22 protein-coding genes are annotated in these 26,418 nt (G+C 40.1%); 3 read left to right on the top strand and 19 right to left on the bottom strand.

Annotated features, from left to right (window positions below; all coding sequences use genetic code 11):
• Window positions 1–3: 3 nt before the first annotated feature.
• The 15 genes from F1325_RS03870 to sfsA all read right to left on the bottom strand — a co-directional run bounded on the left by F1325_RS03870 (window position 4) and on the right by sfsA (window position 17,296).
• On the bottom strand, window positions 4–2,076 hold the full coding sequence (locus F1325_RS03870; protein WP_160230021.1) for a TonB-dependent receptor domain-containing protein: 2,073 nt from the start codon (window positions 2,074–2,076) through the stop codon (window positions 4–6).
• Between the two features lie 216 nt (window positions 2,077–2,292).
• Window positions 2,293–3,333: a ferric ABC transporter ATP-binding protein gene (gene fbpC, locus F1325_RS03875; RefSeq protein WP_109371582.1), complete on the bottom strand. Its 1,041-nt coding sequence runs from the start codon at window positions 3,331–3,333 to the stop codon at window positions 2,293–2,295.
• A 15-nt stretch (window positions 3,334–3,348) separates the two neighbouring features.
• On the bottom strand, window positions 3,349–5,427 hold the full coding sequence (locus tag F1325_RS03880; protein WP_109371580.1) for an ABC transporter permease: 2,079 nt from the start codon (window positions 5,425–5,427) through the stop codon (window positions 3,349–3,351).
• A 74-nt stretch (window positions 5,428–5,501) separates the two neighbouring features.
• Window positions 5,502–6,533 carry an ABC transporter substrate-binding protein gene (locus F1325_RS03885; RefSeq protein ID WP_069368510.1) on the bottom strand — a complete coding sequence of 344 codons (1,032 nt, stop codon included), beginning with the start codon at window positions 6,531–6,533 and terminating at the stop codon, window positions 5,502–5,504.
• Between the two features lie 2 nt (window positions 6,534–6,535).
• A complete protein-coding gene (uhpC, locus tag F1325_RS03890; protein WP_109371578.1) occupies window positions 6,536–7,873 on the bottom strand; it encodes an MFS transporter family glucose-6-phosphate receptor UhpC in 1,338 nt (445 codons plus the stop codon).
• Window positions 7,874–7,955: 82 nt separating this feature from the next.
• Entirely contained in the window at window positions 7,956–9,512 is a 1,557-nt protein-coding gene (locus tag F1325_RS03895) for an MASE1 domain-containing sensor histidine kinase (RefSeq protein WP_160230022.1), read from the bottom strand.
• Window position 9,513: 1 nt separating this feature from the next.
• Entirely contained in the window at window positions 9,514–10,146 is a 633-nt protein-coding gene (locus F1325_RS03900; protein ID WP_109371574.1) for a response regulator transcription factor, read from the bottom strand.
• Window positions 10,147–10,379: 233 nt separating this feature from the next.
• Window positions 10,380–10,760 (bottom strand): aspartate 1-decarboxylase, encoded by a 381-nt coding sequence (gene panD, locus F1325_RS03905; protein ID WP_064719124.1) that lies wholly within the window; start codon window positions 10,758–10,760, stop codon window positions 10,380–10,382.
• Window positions 10,761–10,792: 32 nt separating this feature from the next.
• Complete coding sequence (gene panC, locus F1325_RS03910; RefSeq protein WP_160230023.1) at window positions 10,793–11,644, bottom strand: pantoate--beta-alanine ligase; 852 nt, start codon at window positions 11,642–11,644, stop codon at window positions 10,793–10,795.
• A gap of 42 nt (window positions 11,645–11,686) precedes the next feature.
• Window positions 11,687–12,478: a 3-methyl-2-oxobutanoate hydroxymethyltransferase gene (panB, locus tag F1325_RS03915; protein ID WP_109371570.1), complete on the bottom strand. Its 792-nt coding sequence runs from the start codon at window positions 12,476–12,478 to the stop codon at window positions 11,687–11,689.
• 359 nt (window positions 12,479–12,837) lie between these two features.
• Window positions 12,838–13,332 carry a 2-amino-4-hydroxy-6-hydroxymethyldihydropteridine diphosphokinase gene (folK, locus tag F1325_RS03920; RefSeq protein ID WP_109371568.1) on the bottom strand — a complete coding sequence of 165 codons (495 nt, stop codon included), beginning with the start codon at window positions 13,330–13,332 and terminating at the stop codon, window positions 12,838–12,840.
• Window positions 13,325–14,878, bottom strand: a complete 1,554-nt coding sequence (gene pcnB, locus F1325_RS03925) for a polynucleotide adenylyltransferase PcnB (RefSeq protein WP_406588703.1) — start codon at window positions 14,876–14,878, stop codon at window positions 13,325–13,327. Before pcnB ends, folK begins: the two co-directional genes overlap by 8 nt.
• A gap of 90 nt (window positions 14,879–14,968) precedes the next feature.
• Window positions 14,969–15,880: a tRNA glutamyl-Q(34) synthetase GluQRS gene (gluQRS, locus tag F1325_RS03930; protein ID WP_109371564.1), complete on the bottom strand. Its 912-nt coding sequence runs from the start codon at window positions 15,878–15,880 to the stop codon at window positions 14,969–14,971.
• Between the two features lie 53 nt (window positions 15,881–15,933).
• Entirely contained in the window at window positions 15,934–16,389 is a 456-nt protein-coding gene (dksA, locus tag F1325_RS03935; RefSeq protein WP_023580786.1) for an RNA polymerase-binding protein DksA, read from the bottom strand.
• Window positions 16,390–16,585: 196 nt separating this feature from the next.
• Window positions 16,586–17,296: a DNA/RNA nuclease SfsA gene (gene sfsA / locus F1325_RS03940; RefSeq protein WP_109371562.1), complete on the bottom strand. Its 711-nt coding sequence runs from the start codon at window positions 17,294–17,296 to the stop codon at window positions 16,586–16,588.
• Window positions 17,297–17,381: 85 nt separating this feature from the next.
• On the opposite strand from sfsA, the gene hrpB reads away from it, so the two are divergent.
• Window positions 17,382–19,814, top strand: coding sequence for an ATP-dependent helicase HrpB (hrpB, locus tag F1325_RS03945; RefSeq protein WP_109372065.1), 2,433 nt, complete (start codon window positions 17,382–17,384; stop codon window positions 19,812–19,814).
• Window positions 19,815–19,957: 143 nt separating this feature from the next.
• Window positions 19,958–22,264: a bifunctional glycosyl transferase/transpeptidase gene (gene mrcB / locus F1325_RS03950; RefSeq protein ID WP_109371560.1), complete on the top strand. Its 2,307-nt coding sequence runs from the start codon at window positions 19,958–19,960 to the stop codon at window positions 22,262–22,264.
• A 60-nt stretch (window positions 22,265–22,324) separates the two neighbouring features.
• Here the strand turns inward: mrcB and F1325_RS03955 are convergent, their stop codons facing one another.
• The 4 genes from F1325_RS03955 to hemL form a co-directional block, all read right to left on the bottom strand.
• Complete coding sequence (locus tag F1325_RS03955) at window positions 22,325–23,347, bottom strand: type II toxin-antitoxin system HipA family toxin (protein ID WP_160230024.1); 1,023 nt, start codon at window positions 23,345–23,347, stop codon at window positions 22,325–22,327.
• The gene (locus F1325_RS03960) at window positions 23,344–23,655 is read right to left on the bottom strand and encodes a HipA N-terminal domain-containing protein (protein ID WP_109371556.1); all 312 of its coding nucleotides are present in this window, start codon (window positions 23,653–23,655) and stop codon (window positions 23,344–23,346) included. The genes F1325_RS03955 and F1325_RS03960 overlap by 4 nt, the downstream gene beginning before the upstream one ends.
• Complete coding sequence (locus F1325_RS03965) at window positions 23,640–23,990, bottom strand: transcriptional regulator (RefSeq protein ID WP_109371554.1); 351 nt, start codon at window positions 23,988–23,990, stop codon at window positions 23,640–23,642. The genes F1325_RS03960 and F1325_RS03965 overlap by 16 nt, the downstream gene beginning before the upstream one ends.
• Window positions 23,991–24,372: 382 nt before the next feature.
• On the bottom strand, window positions 24,373–25,659 hold the full coding sequence (hemL, locus tag F1325_RS03970) for a glutamate-1-semialdehyde 2,1-aminomutase (RefSeq protein WP_109371552.1): 1,287 nt from the start codon (window positions 25,657–25,659) through the stop codon (window positions 24,373–24,375).
• Between the two features lie 275 nt (window positions 25,660–25,934).
• Between hemL and erpA the strand changes: the two genes are divergently transcribed.
• Window positions 25,935–26,279 (top strand): iron-sulfur cluster insertion protein ErpA, encoded by a 345-nt coding sequence (erpA, locus tag F1325_RS03975; protein ID WP_006534944.1) that lies wholly within the window; start codon window positions 25,935–25,937, stop codon window positions 26,277–26,279.
• The last annotated feature ends 139 nt before the right edge of the window (window positions 26,280–26,418 follow it).

The raw sequence follows: 26,418 nt of genomic DNA on the forward strand, positions 1-26,418 counted from the left end.
TACTTAGAATGTAAGAGTAGTGCCTAATATGATATTACGACCTGGTAAATACATTTCATCTTTAATATAAGAGGTACTGTCTTTTCCTTTTGCATCAAAGATATTATTAACTTTGGCATACAAGGTATAATTGGTATTATCTAAATAGCCAATATATTCACTACCTAAGCTAACTGTATTATAAGATGCTGTTGGCGTTTCGTATTCGGCTGTTTTATTCTGTTTTCCAAAGTGATCAACCTGAATTTTCCCATTTAGATTTTCTGTTAAACTATGTTTAATATAAACGCTTAATCGATAAGCGGGGATCCTTGGAATATTTCCTTTATTATGCAGTAAATTTGCTCTGACATAATCACCAGAAATACCAATTAAGCTATCTTGGTGATAGTAATAATCAATATTACCTTCTATACCTTTGAATTGAGCATCATGTTGTACGTATTGTAATGGTCGAAATCCATTATTTAATTCAGCGCCAGTAAACTTGCCATAAATATAATTATCAATATGGTTATAATAGGTACTAATATTGAATTGAATATCACCTGTTACTTTAGTGACTCCAATATCAATATTATTTGCTGTCTCTGCGGTTAAATTAGGATCGCCTTTTTCAATAGTTCGGCTTGCAGCATGAACACCATTCGCGTAAAGCTCTTCTGCAACAGGTAATCTTTTCGTGTGTGATAGTGATAAATTTAAAAAATAATCTTGTGTAAAATTCCACGCTAATCCAGCAGAAATCGAAGATGCACTCTGTTTATTGTTTTTTTGAGTTTCTCTATTTAACAGTGATTGCCACTCTTGGCGAAAACCTAATTCATAGCGAAAATCGCCGAATTGGTATTCTTCTAATAAAAAGAGTGAGTGATTTTTTGTTTTTGTTGACGGTACATAAGCCTCTTCTCCATAAGCACTAAAATCACGTTGATTAAATTGCCCGCCAATAACACCATGCCAGCCTAAAATAGGTTGATGTGTGAAAGAAAATCTTAATTCATCTCCTTTGTTTTTAAATTGGGTACTAACTTCGTGACCTTCTTTTTCATCATGATGATAATGGGTTCTGGCCGCACTGAAACGTACCGATTCAATACCGGCAAATGGGTTACTTTTTTCACCACGAAGATCCCATCGTTTACTCTCCATAATAATATAAGGAATGCCATGCTCATGTTGTTCATCAGGGTATTCATGATTGTGATCATGATGATGATGACCAACTAAAGGTGGGTGAGTAGGGGCGTGATGATGCTCCTCCTCATGAAAATGAGTATGACCAGGTAATCCATATCGGCGATGTTGTTCACCATAGCCAATCCCAATATAACCCTCATCAAAGATCCATGATGCACCGATATTTGCAGATTGGTTATCTTGATAAGAGCCAGCTAAACGGCTTGCTTCCCCTTGATGTAATGGCTCGGGTTGTTTGTAATTACTTTGGTAACGTTTCGTGCCTTCAATACGCAGAGCTAAATTATCTTGCCCTAATGTCAAACCTGCTGCACCGGTATTTCCTTTAGAAACAGAATCATATTGATAATGTAATTCGCCGTCGTAACCTTTTTCAGGCACTGACATAGGAATTTTGCTATCAATAACATTAATGGCGCCACCTATTGTGCCGCCTCCATAAAGTAATGCTGAAGATCCTTTTAATACTTCAATACGCTGGCTTAAAAAAGGTTCACTCGTGATTGCGTGATCTGCACCAATCGACGAGACATCCATAAGATCACTACCACTGTGCAATACTTTTACTCGGTTGCCTGACATCCCACGAATAACGGGATGCACTGAGCCTCCACCAAAAAAACTGGCATGAAAACCGGGTAGAGATGTCAATGTTTCAGCAATAGATGAACTACGATTAGCGCGTAACTCTTCTTGTGTAATGACAGCAACGGGTGTTGCCATTTTTTCTTGTGGTGTTTGTAAAGGTGTTGAATAAACCTTTAATACCTCATTTGGTCGTTTTTCTTCTGATTTCGTTGTGGTGTTTGCGTTTGCAAATAATGAATAACTTATTGAAATAAAAAGCGTTGTATAACTAAAAACAGACTTTTTCATTTTACTTACCTCCTTTATTTTATAATGTTATAACATAACATTTTGTAAATATTGTAAGTAAATATAATTATCATTAGCAAGTGGTGATTTTTTCAAAATGATAAAATTTTTATAAGTTATTGTAATTTATATATAAAAATATTTTCTATGAAAGAGGGAGAAGAGATGAAAAAAGGCACCTCAAAGGTGCCTTTAAGATAAATAAGATAAAGACGCTTATTCTAGGATAAACATGCCATAAGGGTGAATTTGTAGATAATAACTGTCACCTACATTCGGCTGAAGCTGTGTGGCATTGACTTGTAATAGCAAGGTTTGATTTTGCCATTCTACCGTGACTTCATATTGTGGTCCCATGTAAGCCACATGCACTATTTTACATTGCTGACAGACATCGCCTTGTTGAGATAAGGTAATCGCTTCTGGTCTAACTCCAACTCTAACTTCGGTTTTAGTCGTATTAAATGTATCTGGTTTCGGTAGGCGATATTGGAAGATATCAACATAATCAGCGCCCAATGTGGCTGGGAATAAGTTTGCATCTCCCATAAAGCTTGCCATAAATTCAGACGCGGGTTGGCGATAAAGATTTTGTGGTGAACCTAATTGCATTATCTTGCCTTTATTCATCACTAAAACCATATCAGAAACGGCAAATGCTTCACTTTGGTCATGAGTGACATAAAGAGACGTGATATTAAACTGTTGTTGTAATTCACGAATTTTCTCTCTCATACTACGACGTAAGTTAGCATCAAGGTTACTCAATGGTTCATCAAAAAGTAGAACTTTAGGTTTCAAAATTAAGGCGCGAGCTAATGCAACACGTTGTTGTTGACCACCTGAAATTTGGTCAACAAAACGGTCTTCAAAGCCTGCTAAATCCACCAGCTCTAAGGCTTCAGAAACACGTTGTTTAATTTCAGCCTTAGGGCGCCCCAGCATTTTTAAGCCATAGCCAATATTTTCGCCCAACGACATATGAGGGAAAAGGGCATAAGACTGAAACACCATACAGATGTCGCGTTGCTGGATCGAACGGTCGGTAACATCTTCGCCATCGATAAAAATTTTGCCTTCTGTTGGTTTTTCTAACCCTGCCACTAAACGTAATACTGTTGTTTTACCGCAACCTGAAGGCCCTAATAATGAAACCATTTTGCCTTGTGGAATAGACAAACTGAGATCTTCAATCACCGTGTTAGTGCCAAAACGCTTAATTACATTTTTCAGTTCAACGAAATGTTGTTGTGTCATGATTTATACTCCGTATTACTGTGCATTTTTGGCTTTAGAGCGTGAAACACGGGCTTCGCCAATCAAATAGTCAAATAAGAAAATAATTGCCAACATCACGACGATTAAAATCGAGCCGTAGGCAATTGCGACGCCGTATTCACCATCTTCAACGCGGTTTAAAATATAAGCGGTTGCAACGCGTGTATCTGGTGTAACAAGGAAAACGATGGCACTGACTGTCGTTATCGCACGCACAAAGCTATAAATCAGTGCAGATAAAATAGCAGGGCGTAATAACGGTAACAGCACATAGAAAATGGTTCTCATTGAGTTCGCTCTTAAACTTAGAGAAGCTTCATCAAGCGATTTATCAATTTGTCCTAATCCCGCAATACCTGCACGTATTCCCACAGGCACGTTACGCATTGTCATAGAGATAATCACAATTGCCGCCGTTCCCGTTAAATAGAAAGGCGAGTCGTTAAACGCAAGAATATAAGAGACACCTGCGACGGTTCCTGGTACGGCAAAACAAAGCATGGTTGTGAACTCGATACTTTTTTTACCTTTGAAGTCTTGGCGCACCACGATATAGGCAATTAATAGTCCGAGGATTGCCGTGATCGGCGCGGCGATACCGGCATATAACAAGGTATCTAATAATGAAGGCCATGCACCGTCACTCATTCCTTGACCAAATAATTTGATAAAGTTATCGAGTGTTAAGGTGTAATCAACTCCCCAGTTAACGGTAAAGCTACCGTAGAAAATACTGCCATAGAGCAGGATATTAAAGACAACCCAAATACCTAAAACAGTAGTCACAAATGCGATCAGTGACGATGGAAGAGGTTGAACATCACCGCGATAAGATTTACCTGATACCGTGACGTAAGAGCGTTTACCAATCCACATATACTGCACACAGAACACTAATAGTGAGAAAACTAACAGTGATGCACCCAATGTACTGGCTGATTGATAATCAAGCTGAGAGCCTGTGATATAGAAATAAATTTGTGTAGCGATAACGTCAAAGTTGCCTCCTAAAACTAACGGATTACTAAAGTCAGCAAGAGATTGCACAATTACAATTAAAAACGCATTGGCTAACGCAGGTTTAAGCAACGGCATAAAGACGTTAAAGAAAGTTTGATAACGGTTTGCTCTTAAGGTGTAAGAGGCTTCTTCTAATGAAGGATGAATGGTTTTAATTGCGCCATCTAAAATCATAAATGACATAGGAGTAAAGGCGAGCACTTGCGCCAACCAAATCCCTGTAAAGCCATATAACCAGTTGGTATTTTCAAGTCCTGCGTAAGTGGCAAGAAACTCTGTCACATAACCCGAACGTCCCATCATTAACGTCACCCCTAAACCGACAACAAAAGGTGGTGTAACAATAGGTAAGATAGAAAACACACGGCCGATAATGGCAGAGCGCACTGCAATACGTGACGTATAAATGGCCAGTATTAAACCAAAGAAAGTACAACCTATCCCCACAGCAATAGAAAGCACAATTGAGTTAAGCATCACTTGCACTATATGGGCTTGGCTTAAAATCGCGATAAACTCAAAAGGTGCAAAATTGCCCGCGCTATCTTTAAACATCGGAATAAAAATAGCGATACTAGGGAAGATAATAAAGGCGCCAATCAATGCAACAACAGTTATCAAAGAGCCGATAACAAAGCTATCACCGCCCAGCCATTCAAGGCGTGTTAAGGCGGTTTTCATGATCATTCCCAGAGAAATAAAGAGGATGATCGCAGAATAACCTAAGCCACGTCCTTCAAGGGTTGCACTGACTATCGTAATAAATGCACAAAATAGGGCAAAACCCGCATCAAAATAGTGGCGAGAGCGATTTTCACGTTTAGGAGCAGTTAATGGGCGAAATAGCAGTAAACTCGGTAATAAAAACCAAAGCCAACTGATATTTAGGCTACTCCAGCCATAAGAGGTGAGCAATTCATCTGCTGTTGAGTCTAAAAGACCGTAGTCAAGGCTCCATGATGGCAGTAACGCAAATGCCATCCATGCAATTAGGATCCATAAAAATATGGGATCCCGCCTCTTTTTTTCAGGTAAAGCGAGTGTGTGAGACATAAATCCCCCGAGAGTAAATGTATTTATTATTATGAGAAAAAGAGAGCGAGAGGTTATCTCGCTCTGTTAATGGGCTATTTACCCATTTTTACTTCGGTAACCCACTTATTAATCAGTTCCTTACGTACTTCACTATCGCCATATTTATCCATGTCGTAGTTAATGAGTTTTAAGTCTGATAATTTCAGTGCCATTGGTGAAGATTCAGCCGAGGTATTGGTTAGAATTTGGTAAGATTTACCTTCTTTCCAGCTAATTTCCTGAGCTTCTTTTGAGAGTGTCCAATCTACGAATAATTTTGCGTTATCCATATTGCGGGCATTTTTAATGATACTGACACCACCGATTTCATACCCTGTACCTTCACAAGGTGAAATCAATTCAAGTGGAGCGCCATTTTCAACTTCTAATGAGTAATCATGTAGGAAGCCAATACCAATGGCTGCTTCACCACGGGCTGCATTTCGTGCGGGAGCAATACCTGATTTGGTGTATTGAGAGATATTTGTATTGATTTTCTTTAGATAATCAAAGGCTTGTTCAGTGCCCCATAATTGATCAAAGGTTGCCAGTGCAGTGTAAGCCGTACCTGAGCTTTGTGGATCAGCAATTTGAATTTCGCCTTTGTATTCAGGCTTAATTAAATCTTTCCAGCAGGTTGGAATAGCAATGCCTTTTTCTTTTAAGCGATCTTTGTTGACGCCAAAACCTAAAATACCGACATAGACCGCAGAAGAGTAGTTTCCTTTGCGTTTAGCTGGATCACGAAATTGTGGCATGATCTGATCGAGATTAGGAGAAACGTAAGGCTCTAGCAGATCCATTTCACCCGCTTGTGAGTGAGGATCCATTGTACCGCCATACCAAACGTCAGCTTGTGGATTACGTTTTTCAGCTTCAATTTTAGCTAAAGTACTCCCTGAACCATTACGAACGAAGGTAGTTTTAACATCATACTTTTCGGCGAAGGCTTTTGTTTCAGCTTCACACATCGCATTTGTCGCACTACAGTAAACGACTAAGCGACCAGCCGCATTTGTTGATAAGCTAACCGCAGAAAGAGCCAGACCAGCAGCAACGAGTGTAGAGAGGGTTTTCAATTTCATGTTCAGAACCTTTTAAATGTGTCGTCATCGGAAAATGAAAGTGGACCAACTGAATGCTCTTGTTTGCTAACATCAGCAATCAACAACGGCATTAGTAAGAGTCCCATTAAGGCCGCAGCACTGGTTAATAATACAAACATCCCAGTCCAACCATAATGCGCCATGACCTGACTTAATGGCCAACCTGCCATTGCCGCCCCTAAATAGGCATACAATCCCAAGTAGCCAGTTACCGTGCCTGCTGCGTTTTTATGGCAATATTCTGTTGCAGCAAGCCCGATTAACATCTGTGGTCCGAACACAAAAAAACCGATACTAAAAAAACAGGCTGCGAGTAACGCATAATGATGAATTGGAATTAACCAAAGTGCTGTTACTGCGGTAAAAAGCCCTAGTGAAAACAGCAATATCATTGGTGCTCGTTGGCCGCGGAATAATAAATCCGAGCCCCAGCCTGAACATAACGCCCCGAGCAAGCCACCTACTTCAAACAAAGAAAGAATGGCATTTGCACTTAATAAATTGGCGCCATGTGTCTCTGATAACCAGATATTTCCCCAATCGTTTATCGCCATACGTATGAGATAAACTAAAATATAAGAAAAACCCAGCAACCAAATCATTCGGTTAAATAAAATGCTCTCTTTCAAAATAGTTAGCATAGGTTTAGGCGGAGAGGCTTGTTCTTGACGTAATTCAAACACATCGCGCCGCCATACACCCACAGTAGGAAGTCCTTCCTCTGCGGGAGTCCCTTTTAATCGTACACACAACCATAGCCCGACGATGATACCGATAATACCGGGAACAAGTAGTGCGACTTGCCAACTATAATGCGTCGCTAGCCACGCAGTTAAAATGGGAAGACTCATCCCGCCAAGGTTGATTGAGATATTCCATAATCCCCACCAGAAGCCACGTTCATTGCGTGAATACCAGTGTGTTAACAACCTTGCACAAGGTGGCCATCCAAAGCCTTGAAAGAAACCATTTAGTGCCCAGACCAAAAGCAGTGCAGGAAACGAAAGACAATAGGCAAAGATAATATTCATAATGCCTGTCATTACTAATCCCACACCCATAAACCAGCGGTATCCCCACTTATCGTGGAAAATACCAGAAACAAATTTAGATAAACCGTAAGTGAGATAAAAAAGGCTGGCTATCCAACCGATATCTCCTTTATCTAAATTCAATTCAACTTGCATAACGGGCATCACAAAGTTGACGCTTTTACGTGTGAGGTAGAAGGTGGCATAACCAATAATCATCGACAGCATTAAATTTTTGCGCCAAAAGTTATAGGTCTTATTTATTGATGCCGAATTTTTACCTGACATAACATCCTCTTTGATGTTGCAAATGTAAAAAAAATGTCGCGAAAAAGAATGAGATAAGGTTGTAGATGACTAAGACTTATTCTTAGTTTTCACTGTTTTCTTTTGAATTTGTGGGTAAGTTAACAATTATTTTCGTACCGTGATGATTTACCACTTCCCATTCTCCACCTAAAGCGCGAATGCGTTCTTCAATCCCGCGTAACCCAAAGCCACTACTTTGTTGTGCTGATAATGATGTGGGTAACATGCCAATACCATTATCACTAATCATCAGTCGTAATCGATTTTGGTTTTGAGTCAGTGAGATTTGGATATAGGTCGCGTTGGCGTGTTTACTAATGTTGTTTAACAGCTCTTGTACTAAACGGTAGAGGGTAAAAATAATAGTTTCGTTTTCAGGCTCTTTATCTAACGAGTAATTAAAATTACAGATGATGCCGTTGTCATTAAAAGCAAACTCATTAATTAAATGGTGAAGGGCTTTTTCAAGCGACATTTCTTCTAAAACAGGCGGACGTAATTGTCGGAGTAGTTGACGTGTAGATTGATGAATTTGCAGTGCAAGCCGTTCGATTTGTTCCCCTGTTTGGCGCGTTTTATCGTTATCAGCCATCTTTTTTACTAACATTGATTGAATTTGGATGGCTGTAATATTTTGCCCAATCTCATCATGTAATTCACGAGCAATGGCTTTTTTCACATCTTCTTCGGTGTGAACAAGTTGCTCCATTAGTTCGCGTCTAGCTTGAAGTTCTTGCTCTAGGCGTAATCGATAGTGACGTAAATTATGGGCTAATTGCTGTTGACGGCTTATTGCTATCCCTAAACCAATGCCAATAATAGCTTGCGTAGTTAAAAACATTTCTAACTCACGTAAGTCATTAAACGCGCCATTAACTTGTCGAGCAAAGGTAATAATTAAACTACCTAATATTGCGGATAATACGCCGCCTTGCCAGCCATAACGATACGCCATAAATACATTAGGGATAAAAACAAGAATAACTAATAAGCGTTCTATTTCGGGTGTTAAGAAAAACTGTGCACTTAATCCGATAAGGCAAAATAGAAATCCCCACATGAGTAAGGAGGTTCTTAATGGCGGATCGAGTGTGCCGTCAGAGACTAAAGTGCGACTTTGTAATTCGCGTAGATATTCATAAAGTAAAAAAACAAAAGGGGCGAGTAATATTCCACCAGTAACGGATGTCAGGAAAATACCGCTGGTGGTATTAATTACAAAACCAAGAATAAAGGCTTGTAGCAGGCTATTAAAGCCAACGGCACTAATTAATAGGGTTAGGCGTTGCCAATAAAGAGGATATCGCCACCAAATACGCTGAACTTCTAACGCGATAATAAGGCTTAGTATTGGTGAGAGATAAATAATGGCGTGGGTAATTAATTGCTCTTGCGCTAACCAGTAATAAAGCCCCCATTCGGCAAATAACATCGGTAACCAAAAACGCCGCCAAAGTAAAATTATTAGGGCTAATCGTAGACCTTGAGGTAAGAAAAGGGCGGCTTGTTGCCCGTTTTTACTTAAATAGAATCCAATCACCCAAAGTGATAGCCAAAGTAAAGAGTAGGTGAGTAATAAAAAGAGGGATTGAAGAAAAAAACGCAGTCCCCTTTTCATTTTACAGCGAGCCTGTAATCAATTGATTTTTTAAGGCGAAATGAACCAGATCGATAGTGGTTTCACAGCTTAATTTACCAAGTACATTGGCTCGATGAACGTGAACGGTTTTGTGGCTAAGGTTAAGTTGTACCGCAATTGTTTTGACATTAACGCCTTGAACTAAAAGATTGAAAATCTCTCTTTCTCGAGGTGTTAACGTATGTAATGCATCTTCTTTTTCGGGTGTTTGTCGTAACGCTTTCATTGCATCAGAACAAAGATAACAGCCACCTTGATGTACAGCGCGTACGGCTTGTACTAACTCTTCAGGGCCACAGCGTTTTGTTAAATAACCGCGAGCGCCCGAATCTAATGCACTTTGAACAAAAGCGGGCGTATCGTAGATACTTAAAATAATGGTACGAAAATCAGGGCGCTTTTGTTTTAAGCGACTTTGGAGTTGTAGACCACTTTCGCCAGGCATAGAGAGATCCATCACAGCAACATCAATATCATCATGTGCTAAATAAGGCCATGCTTCTTGCCCATTAGAATATTCACCCACGATATGAATATCGGGTTCTAACATTAAGAGCTGTGCAAATCCAGAACGCACAACAATGTGATCATCTACTAAAGCAACTTTTATCATAATTTTTTATTAGTCAGAGAGTAGTCAGACAATACTTATATGATTTATAACAAGCTACAGAAAGATAAGCGAGGAAAAATGGAGAAGAAACACGGTTTTGAATCTTATGTCTCGTTTTTGTCGTGGTGAATCGTGACAAGCAAATAATAATAATAGATTATTTGTTATTCAGGTGATAATTCCCCATAAACAGGGAACCTCTGTTTATGGGGAAATGTGTTATTTCTTATTGATTAAGCAACTTGAACAGGAACCGCTTTTGCAATACGTTTCATCTCGTTGTTATCTTCAAAATAAGCAATATTAGGTTTATGGCTACGCGCATCACTATCAGGAATTTGCACATAAGAACAAATAATTAAGCGATCACCAACGGCGGCACGACGCGCAGCTGCTCCATTGACTGAAATAATCCGAGAGCCTCTTTCGGCACAAATGGCATAGGTTGAAAAACGCTCACCATTATCAACGTTATAAATATCAATCGCTTCATTTTCAAGAATGCCTGCGGCATCCATAAAATCCTGATCAATTGCGCAAGAGCCTTCATAGTGAAGATCAGCTTGTGTGACTTTTACGCGATGAAGTTTGCCTTGTAACATAGTGCGTAGCATTGTTGTGTTTCCTATTTTTCTAATAATGAATATTAAACAAGGTTAACTTGCTGGTTATCAATCAAGCGTGTATTACCTAGCCATGCAGCCATTAAAATCACAGCCCGATGGCTCTCTTCATTTAATGGTGTGAGTGTATCCGCATCACAAATAAAGCAGTCATCTGCACGAAAACCTTGCTGCTCTAAGGTGTTTTTTGCATTTTGCAGTAGCTGATTAACATCATGATTACCCGACTTTAGTTGTTCTGCAATTTCTTGCATCGCTTGATAAAGTGCAGGGGCTTGTTGTTTTTCGTTATCAGATAATAGACGATTGCGCGAACTGAGCGCTAAACCATTTTTGTCACGTACGATAGCAACAGGAACGATGCTGATATCCATACATAAATCGCTTACCATCTTTTTGATAATTTGCAGTTGTTGGAAGTCTTTTTCACCGAACATCGCAACATCAGGTTGTACAAGGTTAAAAAGCTTACTGACAACTGTCGTGACACCACGGAAATGACCAGGACGGCTTGCGCCTTCTAATACGGTAGATAATACAGGAACATCAACAGTAGTTTGATTTTCCATACCGTGTGGATACATTTCTTTTGCTGAAGGCGCAAAGATAATATCGACATGTTTATCACGCAGTAACTCGCAATCTTCTTGTAAAGTACGAGGATAATTTGCTAAATCCGCTTCTCTATCAAATTGAAGTGGGTTAACAAAAATAGATGTGATCACAACATCTGCGTGAATACGCGCTTCTTCAATTAATTTTAGGTGACCTTCATGCAGATTACCCATCGTTGGAACCAATGCAATGCGTTTACCTTCTTGCTTTAATCGCTTGATTTCTCTGCGTAAGATAAGCGTAGTTTCAATAATTAGCACGGCGTGACTCCTTTAAACAATATTGATAATTAAGATAATAAATCAGTTAAATGAATGTTTTTCTTCTGGAAACAGGCCTTGTTCAACTTGTTGAACATAAAGACTAACCGCACCTTTTAAGGAGCCTGCTTCTTGTAAAAAGTCTTTTGAAAACTTAGGGGCTTGAGGGGTTAAGCCTAATAAATCATGCATAACAAGAATTTGCCCATCTGTGACATTACCTGCCCCAATACCAATAACAGGCATCGTTAATGCGTCTGTAATTGTTTTAGCCAGAGTAACAGGAACACATTCCAATACCGCCAATTGAGCACCCGCATTTTCAAGGGCGATGGCATCTTGCTTCAATTGCTCGGCTTCATCGTGCTCTCTACCTTGGATTTTATAACCTCCAAAGACGTTGACAGATTGTGGTGTTAGACCTAAATGAATACAGACAGGAACCGCACGCTCAGTGAGCATTTTAACGGTAGGAATTAACCAACTTCCACCTTCAATCTTCACCATATTAGCTCCTGCTTGCATCAGAATGCCGGCATTAAGACAAGCTTGCTCAGGAGTGGAGTAAGACATAAACGGCATATCTGCAATCAAGAAAGCATTAGGCGCACCAGCTCTTACACAACGAGTGTGGTAGGCAATTTGTTCAACGGTGACAGGCAAGGTGCTATTATGGCCTTGTAATGTCATACCCAATGAATCACCAATCAGCATGGCTTGAATACCTTCTTGTGCAAAAAGGCGAGCAAAACTTGCATCATAAGCGGTGATTGTGGCGAATTTTTTCTTTTCTTGCTTATAGCGGTTCAGCGTTGAAAGCGTAGTGGGTTTCATTGTAACAAACTCCATCATTGTCATTTTTTGTGTGTAGATAAAATTAATTACTTCACATAATTGTTTGTTTATTAAAGAAAATGTTAGATCATCAAAATAAAGCCGCTTTCGATTGTAGCATTTAAGGACTAAAAACGAAGAAAAAGTAATTAAATGAGTAATGAAAAATAATAAATGATAATTTTTATTTATATTTATCAATTGCCTATATGTGAAAAATAAATATAAAAGAGTTTAGAGATTGAGGAGGAGAGATGTGTTTGAAAAATTGAGGGAAAGTAAAAGAGAAGAGATAGGCTGATACTGTTTATATTTTTTACAGTATCAACCTTTAGCATTAAGAACGTACTAGTGTGAAATTACCACTTTTCCATGCCATTTTCAGGCACTAACGCCAATCTATCTGCTAATAACTCACCATCGGGAAAGCGAAGGTCGGGTGCTAATTCCGCTAATGGATAAAGCATAAATTCACGTACTTTAAGCCCGTAATGAGGTACGGTTAATCGCTCGGTTTGGATCACGTCATCACCAAATAACATAATATCAAGATCAAGCGTTCTTGGGCCCCAACGGTTGCCTTCTTTTCTAACACGACCTTGCGCTAATTCAATCGCTTGTGTGTTATTAAGCAACTCTTCAGGTGCTAACGTTGTATCAACCGCAACAGCGACATTAAGATAATCAGGCTGATCTTGTGGTCCCATTGGGCGAGTACGATACCAAGATGATTGTGCAATCAATGTTGTTTGTGGGATCTCACTGATTGCCTTAATCGCTGAATTCACCTGATTTTCAGGTGAATCCAAATTGCTACCTAAAATGATATAAACACGTTTTTTCTGTTTACTCATTGGTGTTCTCGTGTCTTGATGCTGGTTTTGCACTTGGATGACGAGGGCGTTTACGTGGACGCGGACGTTTACGAACGGGTGCTTGGCCTAATTCAGAGACCATTGAGCGCTGTTGCGTATTGTTAGAGGCTTGGAAATCAGCCCACCAGCCCGCTAACGCTTGAAGCTCTGGATTGTGTTGTACATTGGCACGTAATTCCAGTAAATCGAATGCTGCACGGAATTTAGGGTGCTCAAGTAATTTATTCGCACGACGACCTTGGCGTTTAGGCAAACGTTGCTGTAATTGCCAGATATCACGCATTGTTGTGGTAATACGTTTTGGTATCGCAATAGTACGGCATTGCTCATCTAAAATATCGTTCATCGCCATAGAGAAAGAGTCATAGTAAGAAAGACCACTTTCTTGGACTAATTTTTCGGCATGTTCAATTAATGGATACCACAGCATCGCCGCAAATAAGAACGCCGGATTGACTCGCATCTCTTTATTGATGCGGTAGTCTGTGTTTTTGAGAACTTGATCTAGCATTCTCTCCATCGGCGTATCATGTTGCTCTGTCATTTTAGATGCAATCAGCGGAAACAGCGGCTCAAGTAATTGATGACGACACATTAACTTGTAAGTTTTGTATCCTTGCCCCGTTTGTAATAATTTCAGCGATTCTTCAAAAAGACGAGCCGATGGAATATTACGTAATAAAGGAGCAAGTCTGGCAATTGGCTCTGCGGTTTCTGGCGCAATTTGCATATCCAATTTACTAGCAAAGCGAATGGCTCTAAGCATTCTGACGGGATCTTCGCGATAGCGCGTTTCAGGATCGCCAATTAAGCGAATAATACCCGCTTTCAGATCCGCTAAACCGCCAACGTAATCACGTACAGCAAAATCATCAACACCGTAATAGAGGCTGTTTAATGTAAAGTCACGACGGATGGCATCTTCTTCTATTGAGCCAAAAATATTGTCGCGCAGTAACATACCGCTTTGTGCTTGCTGGGATTGGTTATTGTCTGAAACTTCATGATCTTCATGAGAGCCGCGAAAAGTCGCAACTTCAATCACTTCAGGGCCAAACATAATATGAGCAAGACGGAAACGACGACCGACTAAACGGCTGTTACGGAATAATCGACGTACATCTTCAGGTGTTGCATTAGTGGCAATATCAAAATCTTTTGGTTTTTTTCCCAGTAATAAGTCACGGACACCGCCACCAACTAAATAAGCCTGAAAGCCAGAGTTATTTAGGCGATAAAGCACTTTTAATGCATTATCACTGATGTCGTTACGTGAAATTGGGTGTTGATCTCTTGGGATCACAGTCATTGGCAAATCACTCCCGTTCGCCTTTTCTTTATTACTCTTTTTTTTACGGGGACGGTCTGCGGATATAGCAGGACGCCGACGCACAGGTTTCTGTGTTTCTTGTATTGGTCGGTCAGATGCAGTGACTGGCCTTTCACTCGCTACCGGTTGTGTGTCTGATGACGTTGTTTGTCGCCCTAGCAGATTACGGCAGAAATGTGCTACTCGATTAAAAATATGACACCTCGAATAATAAAATCTAATAATTAAAAAATTAAGCGGCTAATCATAGCCTACTGAACATTTTTTGAGAATGCTTTGTGTGGTTTATTCATACCCTTGTTGCTGATGATTTTGTTTTAAAATCTCAGAAGGTGACCACTGCGCTATCGCAATCTCTAACAATGATGCTAACGAATAATCTTGCCAACCCGCAATAATAGGCTGATTAAGAAACCGTAAAGCATCGATAATGACGGGTCTTGGATCAGTATCTGGTAACGCATGTGCGTGATTTTGTTTTGATAATTTATTACCGTCATGATTTATTGCTAAAGGTAAATGAGCATAACGCGGAATAGGTAAATTCAGTTGTTTATGTAAACTGATTTGTCGCAACGTGGGATCAAGTAGATCGGCACCTCTAACAACTTCGGTTACACCCTGATAACTATCATCAATCACCGTCACTAGATTATACGCAAATAAGTTATCTTTTCTGTGAATAATCATATCTTCTAACACGATAGACGTACTCTTTGAATAATATGTACCTTGAATGACATCTTCAAAATGATAAACAGGATGCTGTTGGATCAACCTCCATGCACTCTCTTTATCAAAAGGTGTAACATTATTTGTGAGTGGCTCGCGATGACGACAGTGGTTATCATACACACCCCCTAAGTCATGTAAACGATGACGGCTACAATGACAGTGATAGCAGACACCCTCTTTCCAAAGAGTGTGTAAAATCTCACGGTAAGCATCATGGCGTTGCGATTGATAGAGGATCTCTTCATCCCAGAACAAACCATAATGTTCTAATGTACGAATAATTTGGGATGCAGTGCCGGGAGGTTCTCTAAGAGGGTCGATATCATCGATGCGCAAAAGCCAACGCCCGTGGTGTGCGCGAGCCTGAAGATAACTGCCAAGTGCAGTAACCAATGAGCCAAAATGAAGTTGACCCGTTGGCGATGGCGCAAAGCGCCCAATATAGTCTGTAATCTCGTGCATCGAAAGATTCAGATTAACGCCTCAACGTATTAGGCTGAGGCGTTTGCTCATTATTAGCCAGCCATCTGTTTTTCACGGATTTCAGCTAATGTCTTACAGTCGATACATAAATCTGCTGTAGGACGAGCTTCTAAACGGCGAATGCCGATTTCCACTCCACAAGATTCACAGAAACCAAAGTCATCATCTTCGACTTTTTTCAGTGTTTTCTCGATTTTCTTAATGAGTTTACGTTCACGATCACGGTTACGCAGCTCAAGACTGAATTCTTCTTCTTGTGCAGCACGGTCAACGGGATCTGGGAAGTTTGCCGCCTCATCTTGCATATGAGTAACGGTGCGGTTGACTTCATCCCTGAGCTGATTGCGCCAAGATTCAAGTATTAGCTTAAAATGCGCTAATTGGGCTTCGTTCATGTACTCTTCGCCCGCTTTTTCCTGATATGGCTCAACGCCAGCAATAGCGAGAATGCTCATGGACGATGTTTTACGCTTTTGCCCTTCTTGCATAATGCTTCTCCTACATACGCATTTCTGAATAATCCCCACCTTCAAAACAGGAAGGGGAAAAAATAGGGCGCTATAAATAGCAGATGCCCGCGAGGATAGCAATTATTCCTTCAATAAGTTTTCTCATGGTGTGAAGGCACGCAAGTAAATGTCCCTTTTTAGTTAAAAAATGCTTAACTAATGCCATGCGTTTCAATTAACTATTTGAAATAAAAGGTAATTGCTGTCCAATTGTTAAATTGTATTCACTAATATTGATGCGATAACACAAGATTTCAACCCCTGCATCACTCGCTTCTTTTAGCAGTGAAGCATAGTTAGGGTCAATCTCTTTAGCAACAGTCACTTCCACAATGCCAGTATGGGGAACTGCGTAGAATAAGACAGCCCTTAAACCCAATTTTGCGATAGCGGTCAACTCTCTAAGATGTTTCTGGCCACGTTCTGTCTTTGCATCAGGGAAATAACCCATACCGTTGTCGAGTAAGGTGACTGACTTCACTTCAATATAACAGTCAACTTTATGATTTGATTTAAGTAAAATGTCAATACGACTGTTCTCACTACCGTATTTCACTTCTCGTTTTATCTCGTCATATTCAGATAATTCTGGAATGTCTCCTGCTTCAATGGCATCTGCAACAATACCGTTTGCTCTTAAGGTATTTACACAAATCCAATCATCGGTTTGGGTCTGTGTAAGTTCCCAACTGTGCGGGTATTTTCTTTTTGCATTTGAAGAGGTGGAATACCAAACAGTATCACCGGGAGTCGCACATCCCGTCATTGCGCCAGTGTTGGCGCAATGGAGCGTGAATTCTTCCCCATTTGGGGTGACAACGTCTGCTAAAAAACGCTTATATCGTTTTAGTAAAGTGGCGGATTGTAGCGGTTGCTCAAATTTCATAATGACTCCGAGGAAAATATGACCTTTAATAAAGCGCTAATGCTACAATGCCAAGCCAAGAAAGTTAATGAATCATGGAGCCTGTGTGCATTTATTGCCAATCTTTGATGTAACAGAAAAAATCGTTGCTGCGTTAAAACAATCCCCACAAGTTTTACTTCATGCTCCCACTGGTGCAGGTAAATCCACGGCGCTTCCCCTTTATTTACTGGAGCAAAATTGCTTTGATGGCAAAATAATTTTATTAGAGCCAAGACGAATTGCTGCCAAAAGTATTGCTTATCGTTTAGCCAGTCAGCTAAATGAAGAAGTTGGCAATACGGTGGGGTATCGAATGAAAGCGGAAAGCAAAGTCAGCTCAAAAACTCGACTTGAAGTGGTAACAGAAGGGGTATTAAACCGTATGTTACAGCAAGATCCAGAGTTGGCTGGCGTAAGCCTTGTGATTTTAGATGAATTTCATGAACGCAGTTTACAGGCTGATTTAGCATTGGCTTTATTGCTCGATGTACAAATGGGATTACGTGATGATTTGCGTGTGTTGATTATGTCAGCAACATTGGATAATCAAAAGCTCACCGCATTATTACCTGATGCTCCTATGATCAGCGCTGAAGGCCGTAGCTATCCTGTAGAACGAGTCTATTTTCCTATTAATACACATCAACCCTTTGAGCAAGAAATTGCCACTATGGCTTTACGATTACTTGCGCAAGAATCGGGTTCCATGCTGATTTTCTTGCCGGGTAGTGCCGAAATCGTGCGTGTTGCCGACATTCTAAAAGATAAAATAGATAACAATGTTTTGTTATTTCCTCTTTATGGTGCGCTTTCATTAGCTGAACAACAAAAAGCGATTGAACCCACAGAGAAAGGTTATCGGAAAGTCGTTCTTGCGACCAATATCGCAGAAACGAGTCTTACCATTGAAGGAATTCGTTTAGTCCTTGATAGTGCTATTGAAAAGCGTGCTCAATTTGATTTGAAAAGTGGTGTCACTAGCTTATTGCGTCAACGAACTAGTCAATCATCACAAACGCAAAGGGCTGGGCGAGCAGGGCGTCTTGAGGCAGGTATTTGCTGGCATTTAATAAGCCAAGAACAAGCAGAGCGCGTTGCTTCTCATCAATTGCCTGAAATATTGAGCAGTGATTTATCATCGTTATGGCTTTCTGTTTTGCAGTGGGGATGTCGTGATATTAATCAGTTGAGCTGGTTGGATACCCCAACACCACAAGCATTACATGCCGCTAAAGAGTTATTGTATCGTTTGGGTGCGATAGATAAACAAGGTGGATTAACACCACGAGGTTCACGTATGGCGCAATGGGGCATTGAGCCTCGATTAGCAGCAATTTTAGATTATGCGAGTGAGCAAAGTGATAATCATCTTGTTACTGCCGCACGTCTATGTGCAATTTTAGAAGAGCCACCAAGAGGACAAGAAATTAATCTAGAGTGGATTGCACAACAAAAAAACACCTTTTGGTCTCGACGTGAAAAACAGCTCTCTCAACATCGAAAAGGAACGTTTTGCTCGGAATTATTAGGTTCATTATTAGCAGTAGGATTTCCTGATAGGATTGCTAAAAATCGTGATAATCAAGGGCGTTTTCGTTTAGCAAATGGGCAAGGTGCTATGATGGATGACACGCAATCTATGAGTAATGCACCGTGGATTTTAGCGCCATTATTACTGCAAAATGCACATTATGCTGATGTCCGTATTTTATTAGCTTTGCCTATTGATATTGATGAAATATCAGCTACCTTTCCTAAGCTTATTGAAAATAATACCACGGTTGAATGGGATGAAAAACGCGGTACGTTAGTTGCATGGCAACAACGTCAATTAGGGCGATTAACCTTAAGTCAGCGTCAACTCGACAAGCCCAATAAACAGCAAATGCAACAAGCGTTATTGAATTGGTTAAGAGAGAACGGCTTAAGTGCTTTAGCACTTAGTGAAGAGACCCAACAGTTTTTTATTCGTCTTTCTTTAGCGAAAAAGTGGTGTCCAGAAGCTTTATTGCCTGATTTAGAAGAAGCTGTGTTACTTGAAACTTTAGAAACATGGCTCTTACCTGAACTTGGAGAAGTTCAGACATTAAAAGCATTACAACAAATTGATATTAATACGATTATTAAAAATCAATTAACATGGCATGAAAATCAGTTGCTTCAAAGCTTATTTCCAACGCATTATTTGGCGCCGACAGGGACAAAAGTGATTATCAATTATGATTTGGAGTTGCCGCCTGTGATTGCTATTCGTATTCAAGAAGTTTATGGCGAACAACAAAGCCCTATTATTGCGAATGGTCAATTGCCTGTTGTCATGGAATTATTGTCACCAGCACATCGTCCTATCCAAAAAACACAAGATTTGGCCACGTTTTGGGCAGGAAGTTATAAAGAGGTGCAAAAAGAGATGAAAGGGCGCTATCCAAAGCATTTATGGCCTGATGATCCAGCGAATACGGCACCGACTCGGCGAGTAAAAAAATATAGCCAATAAATGAATATTAGTTTCACCCCAGATCAATATGCTCTAGTTTTATTCGTATTTGAGAGCTTTCTTGTGGGATAACACAGAAAAATAGCGACAATGTTAGGCTTCTTTATCCCGTGATAAAGGGGTTTTAATGAGAGATACAGTTCATGAGTAGAAAGAAAAGACCAGCGAAACAAACCAAAAGAGGTCGTTCTTGGTTTTGGTTATTTGTCAAAATCGCCATTGTGGTTGCGGTTTTAATGGGCATTTATGGTGTTTATTTACATTCTCAAATCAAAGAGCGCCTTGATGGCAATGTTTGGGAATTACCTGCTGCGGTTTACGGACGTACCGTTAACTTAGAACCGGGCATGAATTATAGCCAAAAAGAGATGGTGAGCTTACTTGAGGGTATGCAATACCGCAATGTTAACAAAATCACACGTCCTGGCGAGTTTGTGGTAAGAGGCAACACCATTGAAATGTTGCGCCGACCATTTGATTTCCCTGATGGTCGTGAAGAGCAAATTTTAGCTAAATTAGCCTTTGAGCAAAATTCACTTGTTAGTATCACTAACATGGATAATCAGCGCCAATTTGGCTTTTTCCGTCTTGATCCTAAGCTGATTACCATGATGCAATCTGCAAATGGTGAGCAACGTTTATTCTTAGCGAGAGACAAATTTCCACAGTTATTAGTGGATACGTTAATTGCAACAGAAGATCGTCGCTTCTATGAGCATGACGGTATCAGCCTGTATTCTATTGGTCGTGCTGTATTAGCGAATTTTACTGCGGGTAAAGCGGTTCAAGGCGGTAGTACCTTAACGCAACAGTTAGTGAAAAACCTATTTTTGACTAACGAAAGAACGCTAAAAAGAAAGCTTAATGAAGCCTATATGGCAATCATTATGGATGCGAGTTATAGCAAAGATCGCATTTTAGAGCTGTATCTTAACGAAGTCTTTTTAGGGCAAAGTGGTGATGAACAGATCCGTGGTTTCCCATTAGCTAGCCTTTATTATTTTGGTCGTCCCGTTGATGAACTAAGCCTTGATCAGCAAGCGCTTTTAGTGGGTATGGTTAAAGGTGCATCAGCTTATAACCCTTGGCGTAATCCAAAAGCGGCGTTAGAGCGCCGTAATGTAGTGTTAAAATTACTGGAAACCCAAGAGATAATTGACCAAGAGCTTTATAATGTGCTTAGTGCGCGTCCTTTAGGAGTGAAGCCACGCAGTGAAGCGTTAACACCTCAACCTGCGTTTATGCAATTGGTTCGCCAAGAGTTACAAACAACCCTAGGCGATAAAGTAAAAGATTTATCGGGTACGAAAATCTTCACAACATTAGATCCTGTCTCGCAAGACGCGGCTGAAAAAGCGGTTGAAGTGGGTGTCGCTGATTTACGTAAAACACGTAAAATAGACGATCTTGAAGGGGCAATGGTGGTTGTTGACCGTTTAAGTGGTGAAGTTAGGGCGTTAGTAGGGGGCTCTCAACCACAATATGCGGGCTTTAACCGCGCATTATCAGCACGTCGTTCTATTGGCTCTCTGGCAAAACCTGCCACATATTTAACGGCATTAAGTGAGCCTGATCGTTTTCGTTTAAATACATGGCTTGCTGATGAACCTATTTCAGTGCCTATTCCGGGGAGTAAGCCTTGGCAACCCCGTAACTATGATCGCGGTTATAAAGGCAAATTAATGCTGGTGGATGCATTAGCAACCTCACGCAATATACCTACTGTAAATCTTGGTTTAGAAGTCGGATTAGATCGAGTAATTCAAACTTGGATTAACTTGGGCGCACCAGCGGAAAATCTGGAAAAAGTACCCGCGATGCTATTGGGTGCATTAAACTTAACACCAATGGAAGTAGCTCAAACCTTCCAAACAATTGGTAGTTTAGGTAATCGTGCAAAACTATCATCATTGCGCTCGGTTATTGCTCAAGATGGTACAGTGCTTTATCAAAGTTATCCTCAAGCGGAAACCACTGTTTCACCTCAAGCGGCTTATATGACGCTATTTGGTATGCAACAAGTGGTGAATTCAGGAACAGCATGGCGTGTATTAAAACCAAAATTTGGTAATTACAACCTTGCGGGTAAAACGGGTACCACTAACGATTTACGTGATAGTTGGTTTGCGGGGATTGACGGCAAAGAAGTGACGATTTCATGGATGGGTCGTGACAATAATGGTCCAACGAATTTAACGGGTTCAACAGGAGCATTATTGCTATATCGTAACTATTTAGAGAATCAGGCACCGTTGAAATTAAATCCACCAGCACCAGAAGATATCGCAGAGATGTCTGTTGATGCTCAAGGTAACTTTGCTTGTTATGGCGGTGGAGTGCGTACATTGCCAGTATGGACATCAAACCCAGATGGATTGTGTACGCCCGTTCAGCAAGATACCGATGAAAGTGGCGCGCCAAAGTGGTTACAAGATCTGTTTTCTGAGTAAGTCATCACGTAGGTTAGATCAAATCAAAACGGCACATAAGTGCCGTTTGTTTTTTTGTTGCTATAGCGTAGTTATTTTGAGTAAGTTTATTCTTCTAGCTACATAAGCTAAGACTAATTCTCTATGTTCTTCTGGCATATGGCTTTCATTATATGTATCAATAATGAGTTGGTGACTATTTATAATATCGCCTAGCCATTTTTGAGCAAGTTTAAGGTTAATATCAATATGTTCCGCCAGTAGAATGAAATCAAAACCAATATACTCACCATATTTTGAATTTAATCCTGGAGCTGTGTCTATATCGTTTTCTTCTAATGCAAGTAATGGGAGTGCAAGATATTCTGTAAAAGCTGAAGGATAAGGGACAACACTGACAAAATCATAAACTGGCGCTAGTGATGGAGGCGCGTTATCAGGTAAAATGATACCCATATTTCTTAAGTGGTAATCATTGTTTCCTAAAACATAGGCATAAACGATACGCAGAAAGATATCTCGTTTACTTTTAAGACTATTATTTACATTGGTGATTAAATATTTTGCAGCAGATTCATAGCTAACAGCCTTTTTGCCCTCAGAAAGCCCATATTTATCATTTATTCCCATCGCACCATCTAATTGTTCTTGATGCAATCGAACTGCATCAGAACCAATACGATCATATCGCTTAATAACAAAAGCAAATTCTTCTGGCTTTCCATCTTCTTGTTTAAAACGAAAAAGACCAAATGGTGGAATACTAAATTTTAGTCGTTGCATTACCATCATGGTCGCATGTTCATTTTCAGCGAGATAAGGATATTCTTCAGGTGAAGGTTTGAGGATATAAGTACCGTTATTATTAATGACTTGTAGAATGTTATCTTTTACATATAGTGAGAGTTTTGGCTGATAACCTGAAATGCTCATCCCTTTTTGGCGTTCAGGTAATTCTTGAATGAATTGACTACGTGTAAAGGGTAAATTCAGGATCATATCTTTATTGCTAAAAAGAGATTTTATTCCGAGCAGAGAATAGCCTGAGTCTAATTCCGACCCCTGTAATTTGTTTAGATTGATTAAACAATGTTGTAAATTCATAAAGTTATCTCTTTAAGTACAACAGCCCCTAATAAGTCATTACCATTTTTCATTAATAGACCAAACAAATCTTTATCATCAATTTTTTGAATTTCAGAGTAACGTTTACGTAACCATCCTTCTGGTGCTAGCCCTTTAAAAAAAGGGTGTAATTCTTCACTCCAATAATGCTCTGTTCTAACAGGCATACTTAAAGATATTGCTCTGCCTGTGTAGTTATCATAATAGTGAAAAATAAACCCATTTTCTTCTTCACTTAAAACACCAGCAGGCTTTTCATAAAGCCAGACTTCTATTTTTCGAGGCATAATTTAAATCCAAGTTCTTTCAATAAAGAATGAAGATTAATCGTTTTTGCCATTAATGGCTTGGCAACTATTCGTTTAAAAGTGGCTATAGATACATCAATTTGCATAGCCATCTCTTCATAGGTAATGCCTTGCTTTTTTAGCTCTAAGGTAATGATTTTTTTAATCTCATGCTCTTCTAGTGCAAATAGATTAAGTGATTTTTCAGGGTTGCATATCTCATTGAAATAACGATAGTTATTTGATTTTTGCTTAGAGTTTAATTCTAAGAATAGCCTTGTTTTTTCTTCAGCTGATAAATCATCGATTGTCTTCAAAATTTTATTAAGGCTCATTTTTGATACTTTTTCCTATTTTGATTGTGACGAGAGCATATATTTTCTCTAAAAAATAAGCAAAGTATCAAATATGATACTTTAAGTCGTATTTTAAAGCCACCATGGCAATAAATGATTAAATTTAACACGAAAGTATCAAATATGACGCTTCGATTTGTGTTTTAAAGTCATTATGGCAACAATGGGTTGAATTTAATTCAAAGATGTCAAAAATGATACTTCTATTGATATTGGATAGGAAAAAGAAATCATAACCGCCCGTAAAACGGGTGGTTATGATTTAAGACGCTGACGCGACTTAAACTGGCTAAAGCCAATAATAAAAAGCCAGTCACTTCACAATTGTGAACTAACTGGCTTTTATAAAGGGATATTTAAACTAGCCTTTCATTTTTCCAAAAGCATATTCCGCCGCATCAATAGTGCGTTGAATATCTTCTTTTGTATGAGCGATAGACATAAAGCCCGCTTCAAATGCAGAAGGCGCAAGGTAGACGCGTTTTTCCAGCATTAAGTGGAAGAATTGTTTAAAGCGCTCGACATCACAATTCATCACATCTTGGTAGCAAGTGACTTCTTTCGCATCAGTAAAGAATAGACCAAACATACCACCAACATGGTTGATAACCATTGGAATGCCTGCTTGTTGAGCTTTCTCAAGTAAACCGTCAGCTAGCATCGTTGTTAGCTCATCTAATGTTTGATGAACACCTGGCTGTGAAACTTCGTGTAAACACGCTAGACCCGCTGCCATTGCAATAGGGTTGCCTGATAAGGTTCCTGCTTGATAAACAGGGCCAATTGGCGCGAGTTTAGACATTACATCCATATGTCCGCCAAAAGCACCCACTGGCATACCTCCACCGATGATTTTACCAAGGCACGTTAAGTCAGGATCAACATCGTAATAGGCTTGTGCGCCACCTAATGCCACGCGAAAGCCTGTCATAACTTCATCAATAATCAGTAAAGCACCAAACTCATCACATAACGCACGTAAACCTGGTAAGAAGTCCGCTTTAGGTGGTACACAGTTCATATTGCCAGCAACGGGCTCCACGATGATACAAGCGACTTCTTCAGGATAGTTTTCAAATGCTTGGCGTACAGAGTTTAAGTCGTTGTAAGTGCAAGTTAAGGTGTGTTTGACAAAATCAGCAGGTACACCTGGTGAATTAGGTTGTCCCATCGTTAATGCGCCAGAGCCTGCTTTTACTAATAAGCAGTCAGCGTGACCGTGATAGCAACCTTCGAATTTGATGATTTTGTCACGTCCAGTATAGCCACGAGCAAGGCGAATGGCGCTCATTGTTGCTTCTGTGCCCGAGTTCACCATACGAACCATGTCCATTGATGGCACAAGTTCAGTGACTAGGTTTGCCATTTCAACTTCAGCGGCTGTTGGGGCACCAAAGCTTAAACCTTTTTGTACCGCATCAGTCACTGCATCACGAATAGCAGGGTGGTTGTGTCCTAATACCATCGGTCCCCATGAGCCAACATAGTCAAGGTAAGCGCGTCCGTCGGCATCATAAATATACGCACCATTAGCACGTTCAATAAAAAGAGGGGTTCCACCTACACCGTTAAATGCTCTAACAGGTGAGTTGACACCGCCGGGGATCACTTGTTGTGCGAGATTATAAAGCGTTTCAGACTTGCTCATGTCAGACTCCTAATGATGGGTGAGCGTAAGATTAAGGCGTATTCTAAAGCACCGCGCAGATGAAGCCAAATACACGGCAACAAGATTTTGATTTATCACTGTTATTGTGAGTACGTGATTTATCGTAAAAAGTGATAGGTAGCAAAAAGTGTATTTTGTCCACAACAAACTTGAAGGTTATGAGCAGGTATTAGATAATCATCACATTATATCAGCAAGAAAGATAAATTTTTGCTGGCTGTTTTTTTGCTGGAATACCCAGTCTGGAGTGAACAATGAGTGATGATATGGCTCTGCCGTTACAATTTACTGACGCGGCTGCAAATAAAGTAAAAGATCTGATTGCAGATGAAGAAAATCCAAATCTGCGTTTACGTGTTTATATCACGGGCGGCGGTTGTAGCGGATTCCAGTATGGTTTTACCTTTGATGATGCAATGAACGAAGGCGATATGACCATAGAAAAACAAGGTGTTGCCTTAGTGGTTGATCCTATGAGCTTGCAGTATTTAGTGGGCGGTTGTGTGGATTATACCGAAGGGTTAGAGGGGTCGCGTTTCATTGTAACTAATCCTAATGCTAAGAGTACCTGTGGTTGCGGCTCTTCTTTCAGTATCTGATCCTTCTTTGGCGTCGTGGCTGTGCAGTAGTGCTGTGGCGTTATAGCACCGCTCGTAATGCTTTGTGCTGTTTATCTTCTTTGGCGTCGTGGCTGTGCAGTAGTGCCACGGCGTTAGAGCAGTGCTCGTAATGCTCACA

The organism is Proteus columbae (assembly GCF_009914335.1).
Taxonomy (GTDB): Bacteria; Pseudomonadota; Gammaproteobacteria; order Enterobacterales; family Enterobacteriaceae; genus Proteus.